This window comes from Haladaptatus sp. AB618 (assembly GCF_024136965.1).
GTDB lineage: Archaea > Halobacteriota > Halobacteria > Halobacteriales > Haladaptataceae > Haladaptatus.
Genome location: NZ_JAMYJX010000002.1, coordinates 485,181 through 505,826, shown reverse-complemented (window position 1 = coordinate 505,826; position 20,646 = coordinate 485,181). Strand labels below are relative to the sequence as shown.

Below are 20,646 nucleotides of genomic sequence, written 5' to 3'. Positions count from 1 at the left end.
TCGTTCGCGTCGTTGCAGAGGAGTTAAGTGGAGTCGGCGATTCGGAGGTGAAGGTTACCGATGAACGTTCGGACAGGTCTTTCGTATGGTGACGTACTGCTGGTGCCGCAACGCTCCCCGGTCGATAGCCGGAGCGACGTCTTGCTGACGACGAATCTCACCGCGAATCTCGAACTCGACACGCCGCTGTTGAGCGCGCCGATGGATACCGTCACCGAGACGGACGCTGCGATCGCACTCTCGGAGATGGGCGGCTTCGGCACGATTCACCGGTTTTTGAGCATCGAGGAACAGGCCGAGCAGGTTCGGGCCGTGAAGGACGCGGGCGGCCTCGTCGGTGCCGCCGTCGGCATCAACGAGGAATTCCTCGACAGGACGGAAGCGACGCTGGAGGCGGGCGTGGACTGCATCATGGTCGACGTCGCACACGGACACATGGAACGCTGTCTCGACGCCGTGGCGGAGATTAACGCCGAATTCCCGGACGCGGAACTCGTCGCCGGGAACGTCGTGACGCCCGAGGCCGTCTCGGACCTCTACTCCGCGGGCGCGGACGGCGTGAAAGTCGGCGTCGGTCCCGGTTCCCACTGCACGACCCGAAAGGTCGCCGGGGCTGGCGTTCCGCAACTCACCGCCGTGGACGACTGTTCGGAGCGAGCCGAAGCGTTGGGAATCCCGATCGTCGCGGACGGCGGTATCCGAACGTCCGGCGACGCCGTGAAGGCGCTCATGGCCGGGGCGGACACCGTCATGATGGGGAGCTTCTTCGCCGGAACCGACGAGGCACCCGGCGAGACGGTCACCGTCGAGGGGAAGACGTTCAAGCGGTCGCGCGGCATGGCCTCCACCGCCGCGAACGAGAACCGCACCGACAAGAGCCTCACCCCGGACGCGGACGAGGGCATCGCGGGGCTGACCGAGTACAAAGGCCCGCTCGCCGACGAAACCGCGACCTTCCTGGCCGGAATCCGGTCGGGGTTGAGCTACTGCGGCGGCCACGACATCCCCGCCGCCCGCGAGAACGCCGAGTTCATTCAGGTCGCCCCGAGTGCCCGGGAGCGTGAGGGTTCCCATTCCGTCTTCGCAAACGTGGAACCCGAGATGGAGAAGGAACTCGCGCCGCTACAGTAATCGGAATCGGAGTTTTCGCGTCTCCGAGACCGTCCTCGAAAAAATACCGCTCCCGTCTCCCGTCTCGTTTCCCGTCTATATCGCGCCACCCATGCCGCCCATTCCTCCCATACCGCCCGGCTCCGGAGATTCCGCTTCGTCGCTGCCGCCGAGGTCGCCCGCGGAAATCACGTCGTCGATACGGAGGAGGAGTTCGGCCACGTCGGTCGCGCTCCCGATGGCTCGGGATTTGACGCGGCGGGGTTCGACCACGCCAGCGTCGAGCATGTCCACGACCTCGCCGGTTTCGGCATCGAGGCCGACGTTTTCCTCGCCCGCGTCGTGACGGCTTCGAAGGTCGGTCACGCCGTCGATGGGACTGATCCCCGCGTTCTCCGCGAGGGTGCGCGGCACCGTCTCCATTGCGTCGGCGAACGCCTCGACGGCGAGTTGTTCCCGACCGCCGACGCCGTCGGCGAACTCCCGCAATCCGAGTGCGAGCGTCGTTTCCGGTGCACCTCCGCCGGGGAGAACCTGCCCGTCCAGCAGGGTGACCCGCACGACGCCCAGACTGTCGTGGACCGCCCGCTCGACCTCCTCGACGACGTGTTCGGTCCCGCCGCGCAGGAGGAGGGTGACGCTTCGCGGGTTGTCACACTCCTCCACGAAGATTCGGGTGTCGCCCGCGACGTTGCGTTCCTCGACGATTCCGGCGTGGCCGAGGTCGTCGGGATCGATGTCGCCGAGGCTGGAGACGACGCGCGCCCCCGTCGCCCGCGCGAGGTGTTGCACGTCGCTCTTCTTGGCCCGGCGGACGGCGAGAACCCCTTCCTGTGCCAACAGGTGCTGGGCCATGTCGTCGATTCCCTTCTGACAGAAGACGACGTTCGCGCCACTGTCGGTGATGCGTTCGACCATCTCCCGCAGTTGGGCCTCCTCGCGGTCCAAAAAGCCCTGTAACTGGTCGGGGTCGGTGATGCTGACCGCCGTGTCCGTCTCTGTCTCCTGCACCTCGATGGGCGTGTCCACGAGTGCGATGGTGGCGTCCTCGACGCGCCACGGCATGTCGTCGTTCACGCGCTCCTTGTCCACGACGACGCCCTCCACGAGTTCCGAATCCGAGATGCCGCCCCCGACGACCGTCTCCACGGTGACGTTCGAGAGGTCGATGTCCCCGCCGTCACCGTCCTCGTCGTAGACGGCTCGAACCGCCCGCACGACGAGTTCCGAGAGCGCCTCTTTGGCCGCCTCCGCACCCTTCCCGGTCATCGCGGTCTGTGCAATCTCCGTGAGGAGGTCCCGCTCCTCGACCGGATGGGATGCCGTTTCGAGCAGCCGATACGCCTCCTCGCTGGCGAGGCGGTAGCCGCGTGCGACCGTCGTCGGATGGACGCCTTGTTCGAGTAAGTCCTCCGCCTGTCGGAGGAGGTCGCCAGCGAGGATGACCGCCGTTGTCGTCCCGTCGCCGGTCTCGTCCTCCTGTGTTTCGGCGACTTCGACCATCATCGTCGCCGCCGGATGCTCGATGTCCATCTCCTTGAGGATGGTCACCCCGTCGTTCGTCACGACCACGTCGCCCATCGAATCGACGAGCATCTTGTCCATCCCGCGCGGCCCGAGCGTGGTTCGTACCGCCTCGGCGACCGCCCGCCCGGCGGTGACGTTCATCTCGCGGGCGTCCCGCCCGCTGGTTCGCTGTGCCTCCTCCCCCAGTATCAGAATCGGTCCGGTCTGCATTCTGTCTGCCATGATACCCCCGAACAGGGTACGACGGCATCCGGCAAAAAAGACTGGTGCGGAATGGAATCGGTACGAAGCGGAACCGGTGCGGAGCGGGACCGGTGCGGACGACGACGAAACGCACATTGGGGCTCCCTCGAAAGTTCGTGCCATGATCGGCAAACTCGACCCGGACGACCTCGCGCTCGTCGTCTCGCGCACGGGTGCGCGGGACGACGACGTGCTGGTCGGTCCCGGCTACGGTGAGGACGCCGCCGCCATCGAAATCGGCGACGAGACCCTCGTCGTCAGCTCCGACCCGCTCTCGCTGGCCCGCGAACGACTCGGCACGCTAGCCGTCAACGTCGCCTGCAACGACGTGGCCTGCTCCGGTGCCGACCCGCGCTGGCTGACGAACGTGGTGTTTCTCCCTGACGACGACCGGGAGACGCTGGATATCGTGACCGAACAGATAGACGAAGCGGCGAAAAATCTCGATGTCGCCATCGTCGGCGGTCACTCCGAGTACGCCCCCGACCTCCCACGGCCGACGGTGACGATGACCGCGATGGGATTGGCGGACGAGTACGTCCCGACCGGCGGGGTGGAACCCGGCGACCGACTCGTGTTGACGAAAGGGGCCGGAATCGAGGGGACGGCCATCCTCGCCACGGATTTCCGCGACGAAGTCGGATCGGATACGACGGTAGATGGGAAATCGGCGGCGGAAGCGGGTGAATCGTTCTTCGAGGAGATCAGCGTGGCCGAGGACGCCCGCGTCCTCCGGGAGTACGCCCACGCCATGCACGACCCGACGGAAGGCGGCGTGGTCACCGGCCTACTGGAGATGGCGGAGGCGTCCGAAATACGGTTGGAAGTCGAGCGCGACGACGTTCCGGTTCGGGACGTGACGCGGACGCTCTGTGAGACGATGTCCGTGGACCCGCTCCGGATCTTCGGTTCGGGGGCGCTCCTCGCGGCAATTCCAGAGGAGGGGGTCGAGGATGCATTCGACGTGCTTCGTGACGGCGGAATTTCGGCCGCCGTCATCGGTCACGCCGTCGAAGGGGATGGAGACGGCGAACTCGTACTGGACGACGAGACCATCGCCGACCCGCCGCGCGACGATCTATATCAGCTCTGGGAGTAGTCTCGATAATCCCACCTCCGGAATCGCCATTCGCGTACGAACGGGACCGCCCGCTACGAACGGGACCGCTCGATGACGTTCAACTCGTCATCGACGACGAGTTCGAGGGTGTCGCCGTCGAGCGTGAGCCCAAACGCGACTTCCCATGGGTCGGTCGAGCGGACGGTCACATTGCGGTCGGTGATGGCGAATTCGAGTCGCCAGATCGGCGTCGTCGTCGCGTCGAGGCCGTGCTCGCGACAGAACGAGAGCAAGCCGGGGTCGGCGAGGAGCGCCTCGCCGACCCGCAGGATGTCGATGCGGCCACAGTGATCACACGAACGGTTGATACAGGCTTCGCGCCTGTCCGGTCGAGGATACCCCGTTTCCGAGGGGGCGACGAACGTCGTCCCGACGCCGTTTCCACAGAGCGGACAGATGCCGCGCGCGAACGCGAGGCGAACGGCTCGGTTGTACTCGCTGGCGTTCGAGATGGCGGTTTCCGCGTCCCCGTTCAGGATTCCGGGTGGCGTGAGGTCGTACTCGTAGAGATACTCGCAGTCGGCACACTGTATCTTGAACAGCGCGTTCTCGTAGGTCGCCTCGACCGTCCCGTCACAGAAGTAGCAGTCCAGATCGAGGGCAGTGGGTGAAAGCGTCGCTTCCCCGGCCGCCGTTTCGGCGCGAATCGTCCGGGTCAGCATCGTTCCTTCGGGGCGCAATGCGTACCCCCCTTCGTCGGGATCGACGACGGAATCCACGAGTTGCGAGTGGCCGTCCTCCCGGCGCTCGACGAACCGGCCGACGAGTTGCTGGAGGTGGTAATTGAACCGACTGCTGTCCACGTCGCTGTCCACGCGCGAGCGCAGTTCCGAGAAGGAGAGCGTCGGCGGAGTTCCCTCGCCACCCCGTTCGTCGCTGAGCGCCCGGAGGATTTCCGCTCGAACGTCGTTCCCGATGAGATTGAACGCCTCGTCCGGCGTCACCGCGCCGTACGTCGTCGGTTCGGGATCGTCCTGCATTCGTCGGTACTCCTCGGGCGATCGGGTAATCCCTTCCGATCATCCCGGAAGTGAAACTATTCCAACTGAATCACACTTCAGCGAGTGCTTTAGTGGCTCTCTCCGGTATCTGTCGTATGGAACTCGATATTCACGTCGTGGGATTGTGTGGGTGCCTGCGCGACGGAAGCGAAACACGAGTTGCCCTCCGAACCGCGCTCGACGCGACGGAGTCGATGGGCGCGACGACGACGCTCGTCGACCTGCGAACGTACGACCTCCCGTTGCTCGATGGCGACGAGGCGACACCGCCCGACGCCGAAGCGCTCCGGGAGACGGTTCGGGACGCCGACGCGGTGCTCCTCGCCACGCCGATGTACCACGGTTCGTACTCCTCGCCGTTGAAAACGGCCCTCGACTACTGCGGATTCGAGGAGTTCGAGGGGAAGACGGTCGGCCTGCTCGCGGTTTCGGGATGCGGATTCCCGACTCCCGCGCTCGAACACCTGCGGTCGGTCTGCCGGGCGCTGAACGCGTGGACGCTCCCCGTGGAAGTCGGGATTCCCGACGCCCGCTCGAACATCGAGGACGGGGAAATCACGGACGAAGATACCGCGGACCGCGTCCAGCGACTCGGCGAGCGACTCGTCCTGTTCGCCGGGGTCGATGAGTATCCAGAAGTCGCCAGCACGACGCTCGAATCCGTCACCGGGTTCTGAGACGGACGAAGCCCAAAGCACTAACCGATTCACGGTCGTCCCGTCCGTGGATGGAACTCACTGAGCACTTGGAGAACTTCACCCGGCGTGATTGGCAGACGATAACTGAACCGGAGGAAACGGTTCGCTTCGCGCTGATCGGTCTGGGCTGGTTCACGACGGAAGCGGTCGTTCCCGCCCTGCGCGAGAGTGCTCTTTGTGAGGTGGGGGCGGTCGTCAGCGGATCACCCGAGAAGGCCGCTCGACTCCGCGACGAAACGGGTGCTGACCGCGCGCTGAGTTACGAGGAATTCCATGACAAGGAGGGGACCGACAGTTACGACGCGGTGTACGTCGCCACGCCGAACGCCACCCATCTGGCGTTCGTGGAGACGGCCGCGGACCTCGGTAAGGCCGTGCTCTGCGAGAAACCGATGGAGGCCTCGGCCGCGCGCGCCGAACGACTGGTCGAGGTCGCCGAGGCGGCAGGTATTCCGCTGATGATCGGCTATCGAATGCACACGAATCCGGCCGTCCGACGGATGCGAGAACTCGTGCGGGACGGGTTCATCGGCACGCCCGCACTGGTCGAGGGGTCGATGTGCCAGAACGTCTTCGAGATGATTTCGCCCGACCCGAACCAGTGGCGACTCGACGCCGACCTCGCGGGCGGGTCGGCGCTCATCGACCTCGGCATCTACCCGCTGAACACGGCCAGATTCGTCCTCGATTCCGACCCGGTGAGCGCACAGGGGACGACGAAGAGTCCACACGAGCACTTTTCCGAGGTGGACCAACACGTCACGTTCGAAGTCGGGTTCGAAAACGGCGTCACGGCGGCGTGCGTCGCCAGCCAGTACGCCCAGCGGGAGAGTCGATTCAGCGTGATCGGAACGGAAGGGAAACTCACGCTCTCCCCGGCCTTCTTCGGCGAGGCCCAGTTGACGATCGAGCGGGGCGACGTGGAAGCCGCACTCTCCGTCGAACCCGTGAACGAGGAAGTCGAGGAGTTCGACTACTTCGCCGACCGTTTGCTCTCGGGTCGCGGCCCGGAACCTGACGGACGACACGGACTGGTCGATATGCGCACCATCGAAGCGATTTACGAGTCCGCGGAAACGGGAAAACGAGTGCGCGTCGAAGACTGACGGGCGACTGCTCAGGGAACGATAACGGCTCGCCCCTCGATTTCGCCGTGTTCCAGTTTTGCCGCGACGTCGTTGATGTCCTCAAGCGCGTACCGCGAGGTTCGCAGGCTCACCTCGCCACGCGCGACGAGCGACAACAACTCTTGGAGTTCGGGGTAGGTACCGACGAGCGTTCCACGATAGGCGAAGTCGCCGTCCACGAGCGCTTGGGCCGGTTCGTGAATGTGGCCGCCGTAGCCGACGACGTGGTGGTCCCCGCCGCCCGCGAGCACGTTCGGGGCGTAGTCCAAGGTCTCGTCGGCACCGACGAAGTCGATGACCTGCTGGACGCCCGCTCCGTCGGTGAGGGCGTCCAATCGCTCGGCCACGTCCTCCGTTCGTGAGTTGATGGTGTGGTGTGCGCCGAGGTCGGTCGCGAGCGTTAGCGCTTCGTCTTTCACATCGATGGCCGTTATCTCGGCGGCGCTCATCGCCCGGAGCGCTTGGAGTCCGATGTGGCCGAGTCCCCCGACGCCGACGACGACGGCGGGTTCGCCGGGGTTCAGTTCCCTAACCGCCTTTTTCACCGCGTGGTACGCCGTGATTCCGGCGTCCGCGTGGGGGGCGATTTGCTTCGGATCGACCCCTTCCGGGAGCGGAATCACCGCACGCTCGTTCGTCAGGAGATACTCCGCGAACCCGCCGTCCGTCGAGAGGCCGGGGAAGGCGAGGTTCTCACAGTGCATGTCCTGTCCCAGACGACAGGCCCGACAGATGCCGCAGGTCATCGCCGGATGGCAGATGACGGTGTCGCCCTCCGACACCAGCGTCACGTCGTCGCCCGTTTCCGCGACGGTTCCGGCGTTTTCGTGCCCGAGCGTCATCGGGAGGGTTTGACCCATCCGTTCCTCCCACATCCCCTCGATGGCGTGATTGTCCGTCTGACACCACCCTGCTCCCTCGATTTCCACGACAACTTGGTTCGGCTCGGTCGCCGACGGTCGGTCGACGTCCTCGATAGTGAGCGCGTCGTCCATCTCATCGGTGTACTCGTGGAGTCGTGCAGCACGCATGCTCACGAATCATGACGCGCAAAGGGACAGGTGTTGTGGCACTTCGTCGGTTCGAAAAACGGGACGGCCGAAAGCGACGTGTCGGACAGGTGTTCAGGTTCGATGTGGACGGAATCGTACGCTCGCGGCCGTCCAACTGCATCTGAACTTTTTACTCGGTAAAGAATAAATGTTTTGAATACCTAGTGGATAGGGAGCAGTATGCATGCAATCGCACTCAGGCGCGGGGCACGCGCGCCGGAAGTAATCGAAACACCCCGACCGGAACCCGACACGGACGAGGTTCTGGTGCGGACGCTTCGGGTCGGCGTCGACGGGACGGACCACGAAGTCATCGCCGGGCATCACGGTGGCTTTCCCGCGGGCGACGACCATCTCGTTCTCGGCCACGAGGCCGTCGGCGTCGTGGAGGATCCGAACGGCACGGCGTTCAAGCAGGGTGATATCGTCGTCCCGACCGTCCGCCGTCCGCTTCCCGACGGCCCGACCGAGTATTTCGAACGCGGTGAACCCGACATGTCCCCCCCGGAGGACGTCATCGAACGAGGCATCACCGGCGGTCACGGCTTCATGAGCGAGTACTTCACCAGTTCCGCCGAATTCCTGCTTCCCATCCCGGACGAACTCGCGGAGTGGGGATTCCTGGTCGAACCGATCAGCATCGCCGAGAAGGCCATCGAACTCGCCCGCGCATCGCGCTCGGCGTTCGACTGGCAACCGGAGAGCGCGCTCGTCCTCGGCAACGGGTCGCTCGGGTTGCTCACGACGGCGATGCTCACCGAGTCGTTCGACCGGGTGTACTGTCTGGGCCGCCGGGACCGACCCGACCCGACCATCGACATCATCGAGGAACTCGGCGCGACGTACGTCGATTCGCGGGAGACACCCGTCTCCGAGATTCCCGGCGTTTACGAACCGATGGACTTCATCTTCGAGGCGACCGGCTACCCGAAACACGCCTTCGAGAGCATCGAGGCGCTCGCACCGAACGGCGTCGCCGCCCTACTCGGCGTCCCGGACGAATGGACGTTCGAAGTGGACGGCGGTGCCCTTCACCGGGAACTCGTAATGCACAACAAGGCGCTCGTCGGGAGCGTCAACTCCGGCTATCGCCATTTCGAGGCGGCGATAGAGACGCTTTCGGGGCTTCCGGAGTGGTTATTGGACGATCTCGTGACAGGTATTTTCGATTCGTCGAACGTCGAAGAGGCTTTTGCGAACGACGAAACGACAATAAAGACGGCGGTGAAATTCTACGACAATGAAAAACGTTGACGACCTCATCGATAGTGCGGCCGAACTCGCGGAACGCGGCCTCTCGAAGGGAGAGATCGCTGACGAACTGAACGTGTCGCGCGAGACGGCCAGTTGGCTGGTCGAGCGCAGTGGCAGTACGCCAAGTCACGAACCGACGGGCGGTCCGCAGGACATCCACGTCGATTGGAGCGCCATCGGCCGCGACAGCAGTCGCCTCTCCCACGTGGGAGCGGCGATGGCCGACATGCTCTCGAAACACGGCGAGGAGGTCGATTTGACCATCGGCATCGAGAAGGCGGGCGCGCCGCTCGCGACCACCGTGGCCCGCGAACTCGACACCGACCTCGGGACCTACGCGCCGCGCAAGCACCAGTGGGACGAGGGCGACATCAACGAGTACGGCGGCAGTTTCTCGCGGAACTTCGCACAGATTCGGAACCGCGAGTGCTACGTCGTGGACGACACCATCACCAGCGGGACGACGATGACCGAGACCATCGAGGCCATCCAGGACCGTGGCGGTGAGCCAGTCGCCTGTATCGTCCTCGCCGACAAGAGCGGTATCGAGGAACTGAACGGCGTCCCCGTCTACTCGCTGGTGCAAGTCATCGGCGTCGGCAGCGACGAATAGGGCGGAAACCGTAGACGATCGATGTACTCATTTTTCGAACGGCCGCGCTTGACGACCGTCGGGACTCGCGAATCGTCACCCGTACCCGGTTCGTGAACGGCACGTCGTGACGCGGGCGCAACTTCTTTGCGGCGTGGGTGCCTACGCAAGCGTATGACCTTCACACCCGGCGAAGCGCTATCCGCCGAGGAAGTCGAGGAACGGGTCGATTCGGCAATCGAGGAAAACGAAGTGGTGCTCTTCATGAAGGGGACGCGTCTCATGCCACAGTGTGGATTCTCCATGCGCGCGGTCGAACTTCTGGACGAGCATCGTGGAGAGGAGTTTGAAACGGTGAACGTGCTCGACAACTTGGACGCCTACCGCGAGGCGCTCTCGGAGTACAGCGGTTGGGAAACGATCCCGCAAACGTACGTCGACGGCGAATTCATCGGCGGCAGCGATATCCTCGCCGAAATGGAAGAACGAGATGAACTCGAATCGACACTCCGAACGGACTGATGTCATTGCGGAGGTTGCACTTGCAACCGAAAGAGTAGACCCTATAAGCACGGGGCGCGTAGACAAATACGTACCGCCGACGGGAGACGGAACCCACGACTACAAATGAGCCAGGTATACCGACTACATTCGACGCTCGAATTGCCGCTTGAAACCGTTTACGACCACTTCGAAAGCGACCCCGACCTACCGGATGGAATCGACAGCGTCGATATCACCCGCCGGAACAACACACTCATCATCAGTGCGGTCTCGACGGACGAAAGCATCAGCAAGTACACCCCGACCGCGCAACTGAAAGCCAGTGTCTCGGAAACGCGCGTCTTCACCGAGGAGGAGGAAGCGCGACGGAACGCACCACGATGGGGCACGCCGGAGGAGGAGGAAGAAGAGGAACCGACCGGTGAACTCATCGAGATGGCCGCGTTCAAGGGCGACCGCGAGACGGTGCTCCAGAACACCGCGGTGCAGTACCCGATGTTCGAAGTGCTTTGCACCATCGCGCGCAAGGCCGAGAAAGGCACGCTGACCGCCATCGCCGAAGTCGGTGGCGAACTCGAAGCCACCCGCATCGTGGACGGCGACGACCGACCGGCGTCCATCGAAGTCGTCGAGGGGCCACGCAAGGAGAACTCGTCGTCCAGCGGCGTGAACTGGCGCGACAACAAGTTCATCAGCTAATTGGATACCGTCGACCTCCGCAGGAATGTAGAGTGTAGCTACTTCTTCGATCCGCTTTTTGGAAACACAGTATCGACGATGCAGACTTCAGCGCCCTCGATATCTCTCCGTTCGTGAACCGAACTGAGAGCGATTCACGACCGGGAACGGTTCACAAAAACGTATTTATGCATGCATACGCTCTTCAGAGATGATCCAAGGGCCGTATTCGCTGTTTGTTTTCCGGAAACTCGAACTCTGTCGAACGATGGCTCGAAAATTCGAGTTCGACTCCTCACTAACCCAAACGGTTCTTCACGACGAGCCGAAAAGCACTTTAGCCATCTAATTATATGTAATTACACGCCATGCCAAACGACTTCCCCGACTATCTCGACGTGGACTACACGGACGGCGAAGGCGAGAATCCCGAAGATTACCCTTCGCTCGAAGATAAAATCGAGAAAGCCATCGACGTGACCCGCAAGGGTCTCGAAGAGTACGAAAACCCCGCCGTCATGTGGACCGGCGGAAAGGACTCGACGCTCACGCTGTACTTCATCAAGGAAGTCGCGGAGCGCTACGATTTGGAAGTCCCCCCGGCAGTGTTCATCGACCACTACCAGCACTTCCAGGAGATCCACGACTTCGTGGAACACTGGGCCGACGAGTGGGACCTCGAAGTCATCTACGCCCGTAACGAGGACGTGGGTGGCTACGTGGACGAACACGGTCTCGAACCGGGCGACGACATCGAAATCGGCGCCCTCTCGGAGCACAACCAGCACCACGTTCGTGACCTCCTCGAATACGAGGACGACACGTTCCCGTTCCTGCTCGACACCTACGTCGGCAACCACCTGCTGAAGACCGTCGCGCTCAACGACGCGCTCGAAGAGTACGACGTGGACGGCGTCATCTCCGGCGTCCGCTGGGACGAACAGGAAGCGCGCGCCGACGAGACGTTCTTCAGCCCGCGTCACGACCCCGAAATCTACCCGCCGCACGACCGCATTCAACCCATTCTCCACTTCGACGAACCCGCCGTCTGGGACGCCTTCTGGTACTTCGTCGTCCCGGACACCGTCGAGGACTACCCGGACGACGGCCACGTCCCGCAGGGATTCGACGACCTGCCGAACGGACTCGGACAGGACGACATCCCCGTCTCGCCCAAGTACTTCGAGGGATTCCGTTCCCTCGGCAGCGAAGTCAGCACGCAGAAGAGCGACCAGGAACCGGCTTGGTTGCAGGACATGGAGAACACCACCGAGCGCGCAGGCCGCGCACAGGACAAAGAAGACCTGATGGAACGCCTGCGTGACCTCGGTTACATGTAGAAACCACCTTTTTCTGCGGTCAGGAGCCGAATCCCGCGTCACGGTGACGCAGGATTCGGCCTACTTCCCTGGAAAAAGCTGGACCAAAAGCATTGCACTCCTCCCGTTGGTCGTCGTTTAGCCCGGAAAATCTCCGATTTTCCGGTGGGAGCGCTGATGACTAGCGGCTGTGGAGATTGACGATTTTTGTCGGCTCTACGGAACGCTGCTTTTGACGTTTATGTCGATCGTGACTTCTGAGAGTGCGGTCTGCGGATACTCGATCATCCCATTTACGGCCTATTTCCAGTGGTTGTGTCCTCGGCGTATGGTTCACGGGTCACATGCGTTCGCCGTTCGCTGTTCAGGTGTCGAGGCCGTCGATGAGCGCTTCGAGCGTCTCGACGTGTTCCTCGAACAGTTCGCGGCCCTCGTCGGTCAGTCGATAGGTCGTTCGAGGCTTCTTGTCCACGAACTCCTTTTTCACTTCGACCGCGCCCGCGTCCTCCATTCGGCCGAGGTGGCTGCTGAGGTTTCCCTCGGTCACGTCCAAGGCTTCTCGGAGGTCGTTGAAACTCACTTCGCCGTGTGCGTAGAGGTGTGCGAACAACTGCAACCGCGTCGGTTGGTGGACGAGTTTGTCGAAGTTCATGCCCCGCGTAGGATTCCGTAAGAAGCGACGGCATAAATGAAGTACGAGATTCCGAAGACGACGTACGCCAACGGACGGAGCGGTTCCCAGTAGGTGAGCAACACGACGTAGCCGAGCGCTCCCAAGGGGTTCGTGACGAGTTGCACCACGATTCCCGAGAGAAAGACGAGGCCAAACTTGGGTCTGATCCGATTCTTACTTCGATGACATTTCTCGCTGAGCATTGATTCTGTAACACATAAAGGTTTGCAATAGAATTTGCTTTGTGGAGCAAAGTTATCTCATATATCCATCTAGCGCCGTTTTAGAACGTCGGAGGGGCAAATTAGGAGAATTCCTGTCACCCGTACTTGACAATTCGTCATTTCAAGAAATTATCTATTTCATGATACTATGTCACACTTTACCCCAGTGAGCTTTTGAATTTGTACAGTTTCGTGCTAGTATGCACTCTTCAGTGAACGGGAGTCGCCGTCGTTTTCTCCGAAGCGCCGGCGTTACTGGCGTTGCACTCACCGCTCCCGTGTCGCTCGCTTCTCGCGCTGCCGCAAAATCGTCTTCCGGAAAACTCGTCTTCATCTACGACGACAGCGTGGCGGAGGATTACACGAAAACGTTCCCGGTCCATCAGGACGAAGGCGTTCCCGCCTGTTCCGCCGCAATTTCCGGCCAACTCGGGGAGAAGGACCGACTGACGGTAAAACAGTTGCATGAGATGAGCAACGCGGGGTGGGAAGTCATGTCCCACACGGTTCACCACCGAGCGCTGGGGCCACTCCAACTCGCCGAGGACGCGTCGAAGGGAGATACGAAAGTCTACGAACGCTCCAACCGCCACGGCGACCATCCCGGCGACGAGGTCATCATCTCGAACGGGACGAAAGAGGAAACCGTCACCATCGCGGGCGAGGGATCGGACGATACGGGCGAGTACGTCACCCTCAAGAATCCCCTCGAAAAATCGTTCATCGCGGATAATTCGACGATGCGGTACACCGACGAGATACTACATTCCGAGATTTTCGACTCGAAGAAACAGCTTGAGAAGGACGGATTCGACGTCACGAGTATGGTACTTCCATACGGTATCAACGGACAGCAAGCGGAGGCGATGATACAGAAGGAGTACGACGCACTCGCGAACGCGAAGATCGCGGACGGACTGAATCCGATCACCGGGTTCGACCCGTACCACCTCAGCCGAGCGTATTTCAAGCCCGACTCCGAGACGAAGAAGAAACTCGGTACGTATCTCGACACCGTCGCGAAGGGTGACTTCCTCGGTATCCTCGCGGGCCACAGTTCGTACGAGGACTTCGACCCGAAGCGCGTTCGAACCGCGATTCAGATGGCGAAGGACCGCGACATCGAGATACTCACGCTCCGAGACGCGATGGTCGATATGGGTATTATAGAACAGCAAACGACCACGACCACGACGACTTCGTCCGAGAAAACGACGACGACGTCGAACGATGAATCGACGAGTACGACGAAATCGAGCGGGCAACCCGGCTTCGGGTTCGCCACGGCACTGACCGGCCTCGGCGCGCTCGCGTGGCGTCAGTCGCGTCGCTAACCCGACGAAAGTCGTGCCGTGTGCTGTCAGTACACAACAACAGTTTTGCGTTCGTTTTCTATCTGTAGAGACACGCATGACCGGCGACCCGGAGGAACGAATCGATCCCTCGAACTACTACGACCGCCTCGGCGAGGGCGAGTGGGAACGCCTCGACGAGTCGTTCAAAAACGGCTTGGAGTTCGAGAACACCACGGAGTATCTCGACCGATACCTCCCAGAATCGGGACACGTCCTCGATGCTGGCGGGGCCGCGGGAAGGTACTCGATATGGTTGGCCGAGCGCGGGTACGACGTGACGCTACTCGACCTTTCGGCCAAACAAGTCGCCATCGCAAAGCGGCAGGTTGCGAAACGTGACCTCGGTGAACGAGTCACGGTCCAGCAGGGAGACATTCGTGGGCTTCCCTTCCCTGCCGACGAGTTCGACGCGACGCTCTGTCTCGGCGGACCGCTTTCGCACGTCATCGACGCCGACGAACGGGACGCGGCGGTTCGGGAACTCTACCGTGTTTCCCGCCCCGATGCGCCCGTTTTCGCCTCCGTGATGGGCTTCGTCGCCGTCGTCCAGAACCTCATCAAGTGCGCACCACAGTTCGAGGCGGGCGTTCGGCAACTCCCCGAACTGATCGAGACGGCGACCTACTCGCCCGAACTCGCCGAGAAGTACGAGGGTGAGAATCCGTCGTTCGTGGAGTGTCATTTCTTCCGCGCCGATGAACTCCGCCGACTGCTGGAACGACACGAAATCGCCGTCGAAACCATGGCCGGACTCGAAGGTCCGGCCTCGAACTTCGGGGCGAACATCGAAGATATCGACGCGGATGCACAGGAAAAGGTGGCGCAGGCCGTTCGGACGCTTCGGGAGGACCCGACTATCGCGGATTTGTCGAACCACATCCTCGCGGTCGGGCGGGTCGAATAGTTCCGGGGAGGTTTTGAAAAACGAGCGGCGGAGCTACCGTGTCGCGCGATATTCGCCGTGTTTCACGCCGAGTGCGAGCGTCAGAAGGCCGAAGACGGCCAAACCGCCGAGAACCATGGTAACCGTGCTGGTCGACATGGGACTCATGAACGTCCCGACTGCGATGATGAGGAACAGGACGATGAATCCGATTGCTGTCGTCGTTGTATTGAACTCCATACGGAACCGTTCGGTGAGCGGACGAAAAGCGTTATGCCGATTTCGGGCGCATGAGATTCGCCAGCGTAACTAAGAACCCGAGAACCCAACCGACCGGCACGGCGATGCCGAACCACATGCCGACGTAGGCGAATCCTTCGAGGTTGAACCGTGCCCGAAGAACCTCGTCGATGTTGCGGTAGGTGAGCACGTTGTCCAGCAACCACACCGCGAGGTTCGTGCTGTTCGGGAAGATCACGTTCGAGAGCGTCGGCGAGTACAGCGCGGCGACGACCGGTGGCAGGAAGATGGCCGTCATGCCGAACGGGTACGCGAACAGCACCGTCGTAATCCGACCGCCGTATCGGCTAGTGAGATAGGCCAGCGCTGCTGCGACGGTTGCGACGCCACCGGCGGCGGCGACGGCGTAGAACCCTTCCGTTGAGAAGCGATACTTCGCCAGCGCCGCCAGCCCACCCCAGACGACGGCCGAGAGCAAAATGACGCCCAACACGCCGAGACTCGCCGCCGTGCGGTCGATTTTGCTCGTGTAGTAGCGCGTGGCGAAGCCGAACAGGACGAACGGGTACAACAGTGCGACGATGAAGCTCCCGACGATGCTCCACCCGCTGTAGGCTACCTTGCCCGACGTGCTCTGTGGTCGCCACTTTCCGAGAACCGAGTGGGATTGCTGTCTCTGTCGCGGGAAGAACAATGCCATCCAACCGGTGTGTAACTGTGCGATATCGTATCGTATTGCGTCGATGAGTCCTCCCTGACTCGTCCCGCGTGACATATCGTGATTCCATTCAGCCCTTCGATATGAAGGTTCTCCTTACGGGTCCGAAAACAGACTAATCAGGAAAATTACTCCGAACGTCGTCCGGTGTGACCCGGATAGTCGCGCTCGAACCGGTCCTCGATCTCCCCGCGATTCAACTCGATGACGACGGGGCGACCGTGCGGGCAGGCGTAGGGGTTGTCACACTCGTCCAGCGCGGCGAGCAGACTCACCACGTCACCCTCCCGAAGCGACGTGTTGCCGGTGATGGAGGGATAGCAGGCCAGATCGGAGATGAGTTCGTCGGCGACCGCCTCCGCCGAGTTCCCCTCCCGCTCGTCGGACTCGGTCGAGATGAACTCGTTCAGCACGTCCCGGAGCAACTCGGGCGAGAGCGTCTTCTCGAAGACGGCCGGAACCGTCGTCACCTCGACCGTCCTGTCGTCCACGAGCGCGGCGTGAAAGCCCAGTCGCGCCAAGGCTTCCTGGTACTCCTCGAACAGCGCCGCTTCCGCCGCCGTCAGTTCGAGTTCGACCGACGAGGCGAGAACTTGGGAAGTCGTCTCCCCGGCGAACTCCCGACAGAGCCGTTCGTAGTTCACGCGTTCGTCCGCCGCGTGCTGATCGATTAGCACCAGTCCATCACCGGTTTCGGCGACGACGTAGGTGTCGTGTAACTGCCCGAGAATTCGCATGCTCGGCAGTCGCTCGAACTCCCGCTGCGTCTCCCCGCCCGTCCCGGAAAGCGTCGTCGCCGCCGTCGCAGCGCCGAACTTCCGTTCCGGTTCGGATGTCGATGCCGAACCCGTGGCGTTCGTTCGGGGGGCAGAATCGTCCGCGTCGTCGGTGGGCGTACCCTCCGCGGTTGCGGTTCGGTTGCTGGCCGATGACGTGCTCCCGCTCGCTTCCGAACCGTTGCTTTCGGCGTTCGATACCGACCCCGCGTCGGATGCGGAGCGAGCGGTGTCCGCCCCGGCGGACGCCGCTCTCCCTGTTCGTCCCGCTTGTCCGGTTTGTCCAGTCTGCTCCGTTTGTCCCGTCCCGGTCGGCGGCGAGTCCCTCGCCGCCGACCGACCGTCCGTCGGGTCGGACGTCGTCCGGGGCGGTTCAGACGTGCTCGTCGTCCCCTCGTCCTCCAACGTGGAACCGGCGTCCGCCGGTTCCTCGTCCTCGTCCTCGAAGTTGGACTGGACTGGCTCGGGTGCGACGTCCGCCTCGTCGGGCGCGGAGCGCCCGCGCGGGGCGGACGAGCGAATCAGTCCGTTATCGAGGAGGGCGTCCTCGACTGCCTCACGGACCGCCGTTTTGACGCGTCGTTCGTCGCCGAACCGGACTTCCATCTTTCGCGGGTGGACGTTCACGTCCACGGCGTCGCCCGGCACGTCGAGGAAGAGGACAGCGAAGGGGTAGCGGTCGGGCGCGAGTTGGTTGCCGTAGGCGTCGAGGATGGCCTCCCGAATCACCGCGGAGCGAACGTAGCGCCCGTTGACGTAGGTTGCGACGTACTCGCGCGTGCTCCGGGTGGTTTCGGGGTGGCTGACGTGCCCCGACACGCTGACCTCGGCGTCCCCCTCGACCGGGATCATCGCGGTGGCGACCTCCCGCCCGTACACCGAGAGAATCGTGGACTGGAGGTTGCCCTGTCCGGTCGTCGAGAACACGTCGCGGCCGTCGTGTTCCAGCGAGAACGCCACGTCCGGGTTCGCCAGCGCGTACTGCGTGACGACGCGGTTGACGTGCGCGAACTCGGTGGACTCCGTCTTCAGGTACTTCCGTCGCGCCGGGGTGTTGAAGAAGAGGTCAGTGACTTCGATGGTCGTCCCCTCGGGACAGCCCGCGGGACCGACCGCTTCGACCTCGCCGCCGACGAGGCGAAGTTCGGTGCCCGTGTCGCCACCCCTCGGTTTCGTCCGGATTTTGGTGCGCGAAACCGCACCGATGGTGTACAGCGCCTCGCCGCGAAAGCCGAGGGTGGAGACGCCCGCTTCGAGGTCGTCGATGTCCCGAATCTTGCTCGTCGTGTGCTCTTCGACGGCGACCTGCACGTCCGCTTTGCTCATCCCGGTTCCGTCGTCCGTGACGGCGATACGCTCCGTCCCGCCGCCATCGACCTGCACGGAAATTCGCGAAGCATCGGCGTCGAGGCTGTTCTCGACCAGTTCCTTCACCACCGAGGACGGTCGCTCGACCACTTCCCCCGCCGCAATGCGCTGGATCGTCGTCTCGGACAGCGCCCGGATGTCCGTCTCCCCGTCACTCATTTCTCGAACCCTTTCGTCCCGACGTAATCAAGGTTGGTGTGTCGCCCGCAACAATATAATGAATAATAGGGATAAAATCGCAACGTTTACTCCCGTCCGTGGCATGTACGTGCTTGCTATGGAATCGTTCACCGAAACACTGGAACTCGTGAGGCTGGGTAACCACGTTCGAATCGAACTCGAAGACGGGGAGGCGTTCGAAGGCCCGGCAAGCCCGATCGACTACATGCCCGGCGACCGGTTCCGACTCGAAATCGAACCGAAACACGAGCGGATTCGGCGATGTGAAGTGAGCGCGGTCTACGTCGATGGGTCGTGGACGGCACCCGAAGTCCGTCACTACAGCCTCGGCGACGAGGACTGGATCGTCGCCGGGGAAGCACGAGAGATGGAGATCACGCGATGAAGGCGTGTACCGCGTCAGATTAGCCACTTTGTTTTAGACCAGAAAACGAAACGACTACTTCGGACGGTCTGCCACGAACTCACTGGTGAGGGCTGCGAGTTCCGAACGGAACGCCCCGACGTCGAAATCACCGCGCCCCTGAAACAACCGGTCGTTCTCCTCCCGAGCGATGTCCTCGAAGACGCGGTCGTAGAGGCTATCGACGGTGACCGGTCTGTCTTGGGCTTCGAGCCGAGTTGCGACCCGTCGGAATCGACGGTCGGTTCCGAGTTCGTCGGCCAACTCGTCGGCGGGTTTCCTGGCGGGGGACGGCCCGTCTTCCGTCTCGAAGTCCCGGCTCAATTTCGCTTTGTCGCCGGTTTTGTTCCGAAGGACGACGCCAGCCGCCGGGCCGTCGTACCAGTTCGAGTCCGGGATTTCGTAGGATAGCGGGTCGAAATCGACCGCTCGAACTTCCTTCTGGAAGGTGTTCACCGAGCGCAAACCGAGGCTCGCGTACACCTTCTCGACGGCGTCCGGCGGGAGGAATCGTTCCTCGTCGGCGAACCACACGTCGTACCCGAGAAACGACGGGGTTCGTTCCCAGTCGTAGTCGATGGTCCGTTTCACCGTCGCGTCCCCGAAGAAGACGACGGATTCGACGTCCTCGACGGCGGCGTGCAACGCCTCTCGGTCGAGGCTCTCCCGGAGGTGGCGCAGTAGGTGGTGGTAGGACGGCGGAACGTCGTCGGCTTTGTAAACCCGTTCTCGGTCGCCGAGTCGGATCATGCCCGAATCTCGCAGTTGGAATCTGACGCCCGCTCCGTCGATCTGCTCTTGAATCCAGAGGTGGCCGCGTTCGAGCAGGGATTCGGGTGCCGCGTCTACGGTCGGAATGGACGGATACTGTTTCATCGTTGTGGGGTAGGGAAGTCTCCGGACGGCGGGTTTGACATCCAGCGATACCCGGGCGCGTCACTCGTAGTTTTTCATGTAGTGGTCAGGGTGGACGAACAGTTCAAGAGGACCACCATCGAGAAGACGACGCATATCTTTCCGATCGGCGATTTAGTCACCACCTCTTTATAAAAATGAGCGAGGTGTTTATTGCAATCAACAGCCCAGTACCATACAACCGATGTGTGCAGATCAATTCAGTCCGGGGTTGTCACGGGTACTCGGCTCGGAGGCGCGGTGTGACCTCCTCGCTATCCTCGCCGAGAATCCCGACGAGTGGGTCACTGCCGCCGAACTGTGCGAACGGGCGGGGGTTTCCCGGTCGGGCTTCCACCGCGATCACAAATCCCTCCTCCTCGGCTTCGACATCCTGGCCCGACGTGACGAAAGCGCCGACGGCCACACGTTCCCCACCTACCGACTCGCCGACACGGAACAGGCCGACCTGCTCGTCGAACTCCACGACGTACTGGAGACCAAACTCGAAAACACGGACTCGCTGCTCGCCGACACGCTCACCGGATTCGTCCAGTAGTTCGAGCGGAACGGGAAAACAGACTCCCACAGCGAACGCGCTCGAAAATCACGGATATCGTCGTGTCCTTTTGCGTTTATTTATATATTACAACAGTTGGTAGTCTTAAGAAAAGTATTCCTCCAAGTGTGTAATGTATTTTAATGCA

The 20,646-nt window shown here is 62.2% G+C and carries 22 protein-coding genes; 13 read left to right on the top strand and 9 right to left on the bottom strand.

The genetic code is table 11. The features are described 5' to 3' along the window. Positions 1-60 precede the first annotated feature (60 nt). Positions 61-1,131, top strand: a complete 1,071-nt coding sequence (locus NKF26_RS09410; protein WP_253234217.1) for a guanosine monophosphate reductase — start codon at positions 61-63, stop codon at positions 1,129-1,131. A gap of 75 nt (positions 1,132-1,206) precedes the next feature. Here NKF26_RS09410 and thsA read toward each other — a convergent pair whose 3' ends face one another. Further along, positions 1,207-2,847 carry a thermosome subunit alpha gene (gene thsA, locus NKF26_RS09405; RefSeq protein WP_253234273.1) on the bottom strand — a complete coding sequence of 547 codons (1,641 nt, stop codon included), beginning with the start codon at positions 2,845-2,847 and terminating at the stop codon, positions 1,207-1,209. A 154-nt stretch (positions 2,848-3,001) separates the two neighbouring features. Between thsA and NKF26_RS09400 the strand changes: the two genes are divergently transcribed. After that, the gene (locus NKF26_RS09400; protein WP_253234216.1) at positions 3,002-3,979 is read left to right on the top strand and encodes an AIR synthase family protein; all 978 of its coding nucleotides are present in this window, start codon (positions 3,002-3,004) and stop codon (positions 3,977-3,979) included. Between the two features lie 53 nt (positions 3,980-4,032). Here NKF26_RS09400 and NKF26_RS09395 read toward each other — a convergent pair whose 3' ends face one another. After that, positions 4,033-4,980, bottom strand: a complete 948-nt coding sequence (locus NKF26_RS09395; RefSeq protein ID WP_253226510.1) for a helix-turn-helix domain-containing protein — start codon at positions 4,978-4,980, stop codon at positions 4,033-4,035. A 116-nt stretch (positions 4,981-5,096) separates the two neighbouring features. Here NKF26_RS09395 and NKF26_RS09390 point away from each other — a divergent pair, with 116 nt between their 5' ends. Next, positions 5,097-5,678, top strand: coding sequence for an NADPH-dependent FMN reductase (locus tag NKF26_RS09390; protein ID WP_066143858.1), 582 nt, complete (start codon positions 5,097-5,099; stop codon positions 5,676-5,678). A gap of 50 nt (positions 5,679-5,728) precedes the next feature. Next, positions 5,729-6,805, top strand: a complete 1,077-nt coding sequence (gfo6, locus tag NKF26_RS09385; RefSeq protein WP_253226511.1) for a D-xylose 1-dehydrogenase Gfo6 — start codon at positions 5,729-5,731, stop codon at positions 6,803-6,805. An 11-nt stretch (positions 6,806-6,816) separates the two neighbouring features. Here gfo6 and NKF26_RS09380 read toward each other — a convergent pair whose 3' ends face one another. Next, positions 6,817-7,857: an NAD(P)-dependent alcohol dehydrogenase gene (locus NKF26_RS09380; protein ID WP_253226512.1), complete on the bottom strand. Its 1,041-nt coding sequence runs from the start codon at positions 7,855-7,857 to the stop codon at positions 6,817-6,819. 201 nt (positions 7,858-8,058) lie between these two features. Between NKF26_RS09380 and NKF26_RS09375 the strand changes: the two genes are divergently transcribed. The 5 genes from NKF26_RS09375 to NKF26_RS09355 all read left to right on the top strand — a co-directional run bounded on the left by NKF26_RS09375 (position 8,059) and on the right by NKF26_RS09355 (position 12,246). Then, positions 8,059-9,132, top strand: a complete 1,074-nt coding sequence (locus NKF26_RS09375; protein ID WP_253226513.1) for a glucose 1-dehydrogenase — start codon at positions 8,059-8,061, stop codon at positions 9,130-9,132. Further along, positions 9,119-9,745 carry a transcriptional regulator GfcR gene (gene gfcR, locus NKF26_RS09370; protein WP_253226514.1) on the top strand — a complete coding sequence of 209 codons (627 nt, stop codon included), beginning with the start codon at positions 9,119-9,121 and terminating at the stop codon, positions 9,743-9,745. The genes NKF26_RS09375 and gfcR overlap by 14 nt, the downstream gene beginning before the upstream one ends. Before the next feature lie 153 nt (positions 9,746-9,898). Then, positions 9,899-10,246, top strand: coding sequence for a glutaredoxin (locus NKF26_RS09365; RefSeq protein ID WP_253226515.1), 348 nt, complete (start codon positions 9,899-9,901; stop codon positions 10,244-10,246). Positions 10,247-10,351: 105 nt separating this feature from the next. Next, a complete protein-coding gene (locus NKF26_RS09360) occupies positions 10,352-10,927 on the top strand; it encodes a hypothetical protein (RefSeq protein WP_066143872.1) in 576 nt (191 codons plus the stop codon). Between the two features lie 347 nt (positions 10,928-11,274). Continuing rightward, positions 11,275-12,246 carry a phosphoadenosine phosphosulfate reductase family protein gene (locus tag NKF26_RS09355; protein ID WP_253226516.1) on the top strand — a complete coding sequence of 324 codons (972 nt, stop codon included), beginning with the start codon at positions 11,275-11,277 and terminating at the stop codon, positions 12,244-12,246. Positions 12,247-12,589: 343 nt separating this feature from the next. On the opposite strand, the gene NKF26_RS09350 is transcribed toward NKF26_RS09355, so the two are convergent. Together NKF26_RS09350 and NKF26_RS09345 are read right to left on the bottom strand one after the other, a co-directional pair. Next, positions 12,590-12,877, bottom strand: coding sequence for a transcriptional regulator (locus NKF26_RS09350; RefSeq protein WP_066143882.1), 288 nt, complete (start codon positions 12,875-12,877; stop codon positions 12,590-12,592). Then, complete coding sequence (locus NKF26_RS09345) at positions 12,874-13,101, bottom strand: hypothetical protein (protein ID WP_253234215.1); 228 nt, start codon at positions 13,099-13,101, stop codon at positions 12,874-12,876. Before NKF26_RS09345 ends, NKF26_RS09350 begins: the two co-directional genes overlap by 4 nt. A gap of 221 nt (positions 13,102-13,322) precedes the next feature. Between NKF26_RS09345 and NKF26_RS09340 the strand changes: the two genes are divergently transcribed. Continuing rightward, positions 13,323-14,456, top strand: a complete 1,134-nt coding sequence (locus tag NKF26_RS09340; RefSeq protein WP_253226518.1) for a polysaccharide deacetylase family protein — start codon at positions 13,323-13,325, stop codon at positions 14,454-14,456. Positions 14,457-14,532: 76 nt separating this feature from the next. Next, positions 14,533-15,381 (top strand): bifunctional 2-polyprenyl-6-hydroxyphenol methylase/3-demethylubiquinol 3-O-methyltransferase UbiG, encoded by an 849-nt coding sequence (locus NKF26_RS09335; RefSeq protein ID WP_253234214.1) that lies wholly within the window; start codon positions 14,533-14,535, stop codon positions 15,379-15,381. A 33-nt stretch (positions 15,382-15,414) separates the two neighbouring features. Here NKF26_RS09335 and NKF26_RS09330 read toward each other — a convergent pair whose 3' ends face one another. The 3 genes from NKF26_RS09330 to mutL all read right to left on the bottom strand — a co-directional run bounded on the left by NKF26_RS09330 (position 15,415) and on the right by mutL (position 18,621). After that, the gene (locus NKF26_RS09330) at positions 15,415-15,600 is read right to left on the bottom strand and encodes a hypothetical protein (protein WP_066143895.1); all 186 of its coding nucleotides are present in this window, start codon (positions 15,598-15,600) and stop codon (positions 15,415-15,417) included. 31 nt (positions 15,601-15,631) lie between these two features. Beyond that, the gene (locus tag NKF26_RS09325; protein WP_253234213.1) at positions 15,632-16,375 is read right to left on the bottom strand and encodes a hypothetical protein; all 744 of its coding nucleotides are present in this window, start codon (positions 16,373-16,375) and stop codon (positions 15,632-15,634) included. 71 nt (positions 16,376-16,446) lie between these two features. Next, complete coding sequence (mutL, locus tag NKF26_RS09320) at positions 16,447-18,621, bottom strand: DNA mismatch repair endonuclease MutL (protein WP_253234212.1); 2,175 nt, start codon at positions 18,619-18,621, stop codon at positions 16,447-16,449. 118 nt (positions 18,622-18,739) lie between these two features. Here mutL and NKF26_RS09315 point away from each other — a divergent pair, with 118 nt between their 5' ends. Then, entirely contained in the window at positions 18,740-19,027 is a 288-nt protein-coding gene (locus NKF26_RS09315) for a hypothetical protein (protein ID WP_253226522.1), read from the top strand. Between the two features lie 54 nt (positions 19,028-19,081). Here NKF26_RS09315 and NKF26_RS09310 read toward each other — a convergent pair whose 3' ends face one another. Continuing rightward, positions 19,082-19,921 (bottom strand): RNA ligase family protein, encoded by an 840-nt coding sequence (locus NKF26_RS09310; protein WP_253226523.1) that lies wholly within the window; start codon positions 19,919-19,921, stop codon positions 19,082-19,084. A 223-nt stretch (positions 19,922-20,144) separates the two neighbouring features. Between NKF26_RS09310 and NKF26_RS09305 the strand changes: the two genes are divergently transcribed. Further along, a complete protein-coding gene (locus NKF26_RS09305) occupies positions 20,145-20,498 on the top strand; it encodes a helix-turn-helix domain-containing protein (protein ID WP_253226524.1) in 354 nt (117 codons plus the stop codon). Positions 20,499-20,646: the final 148 nt, after the last annotated feature.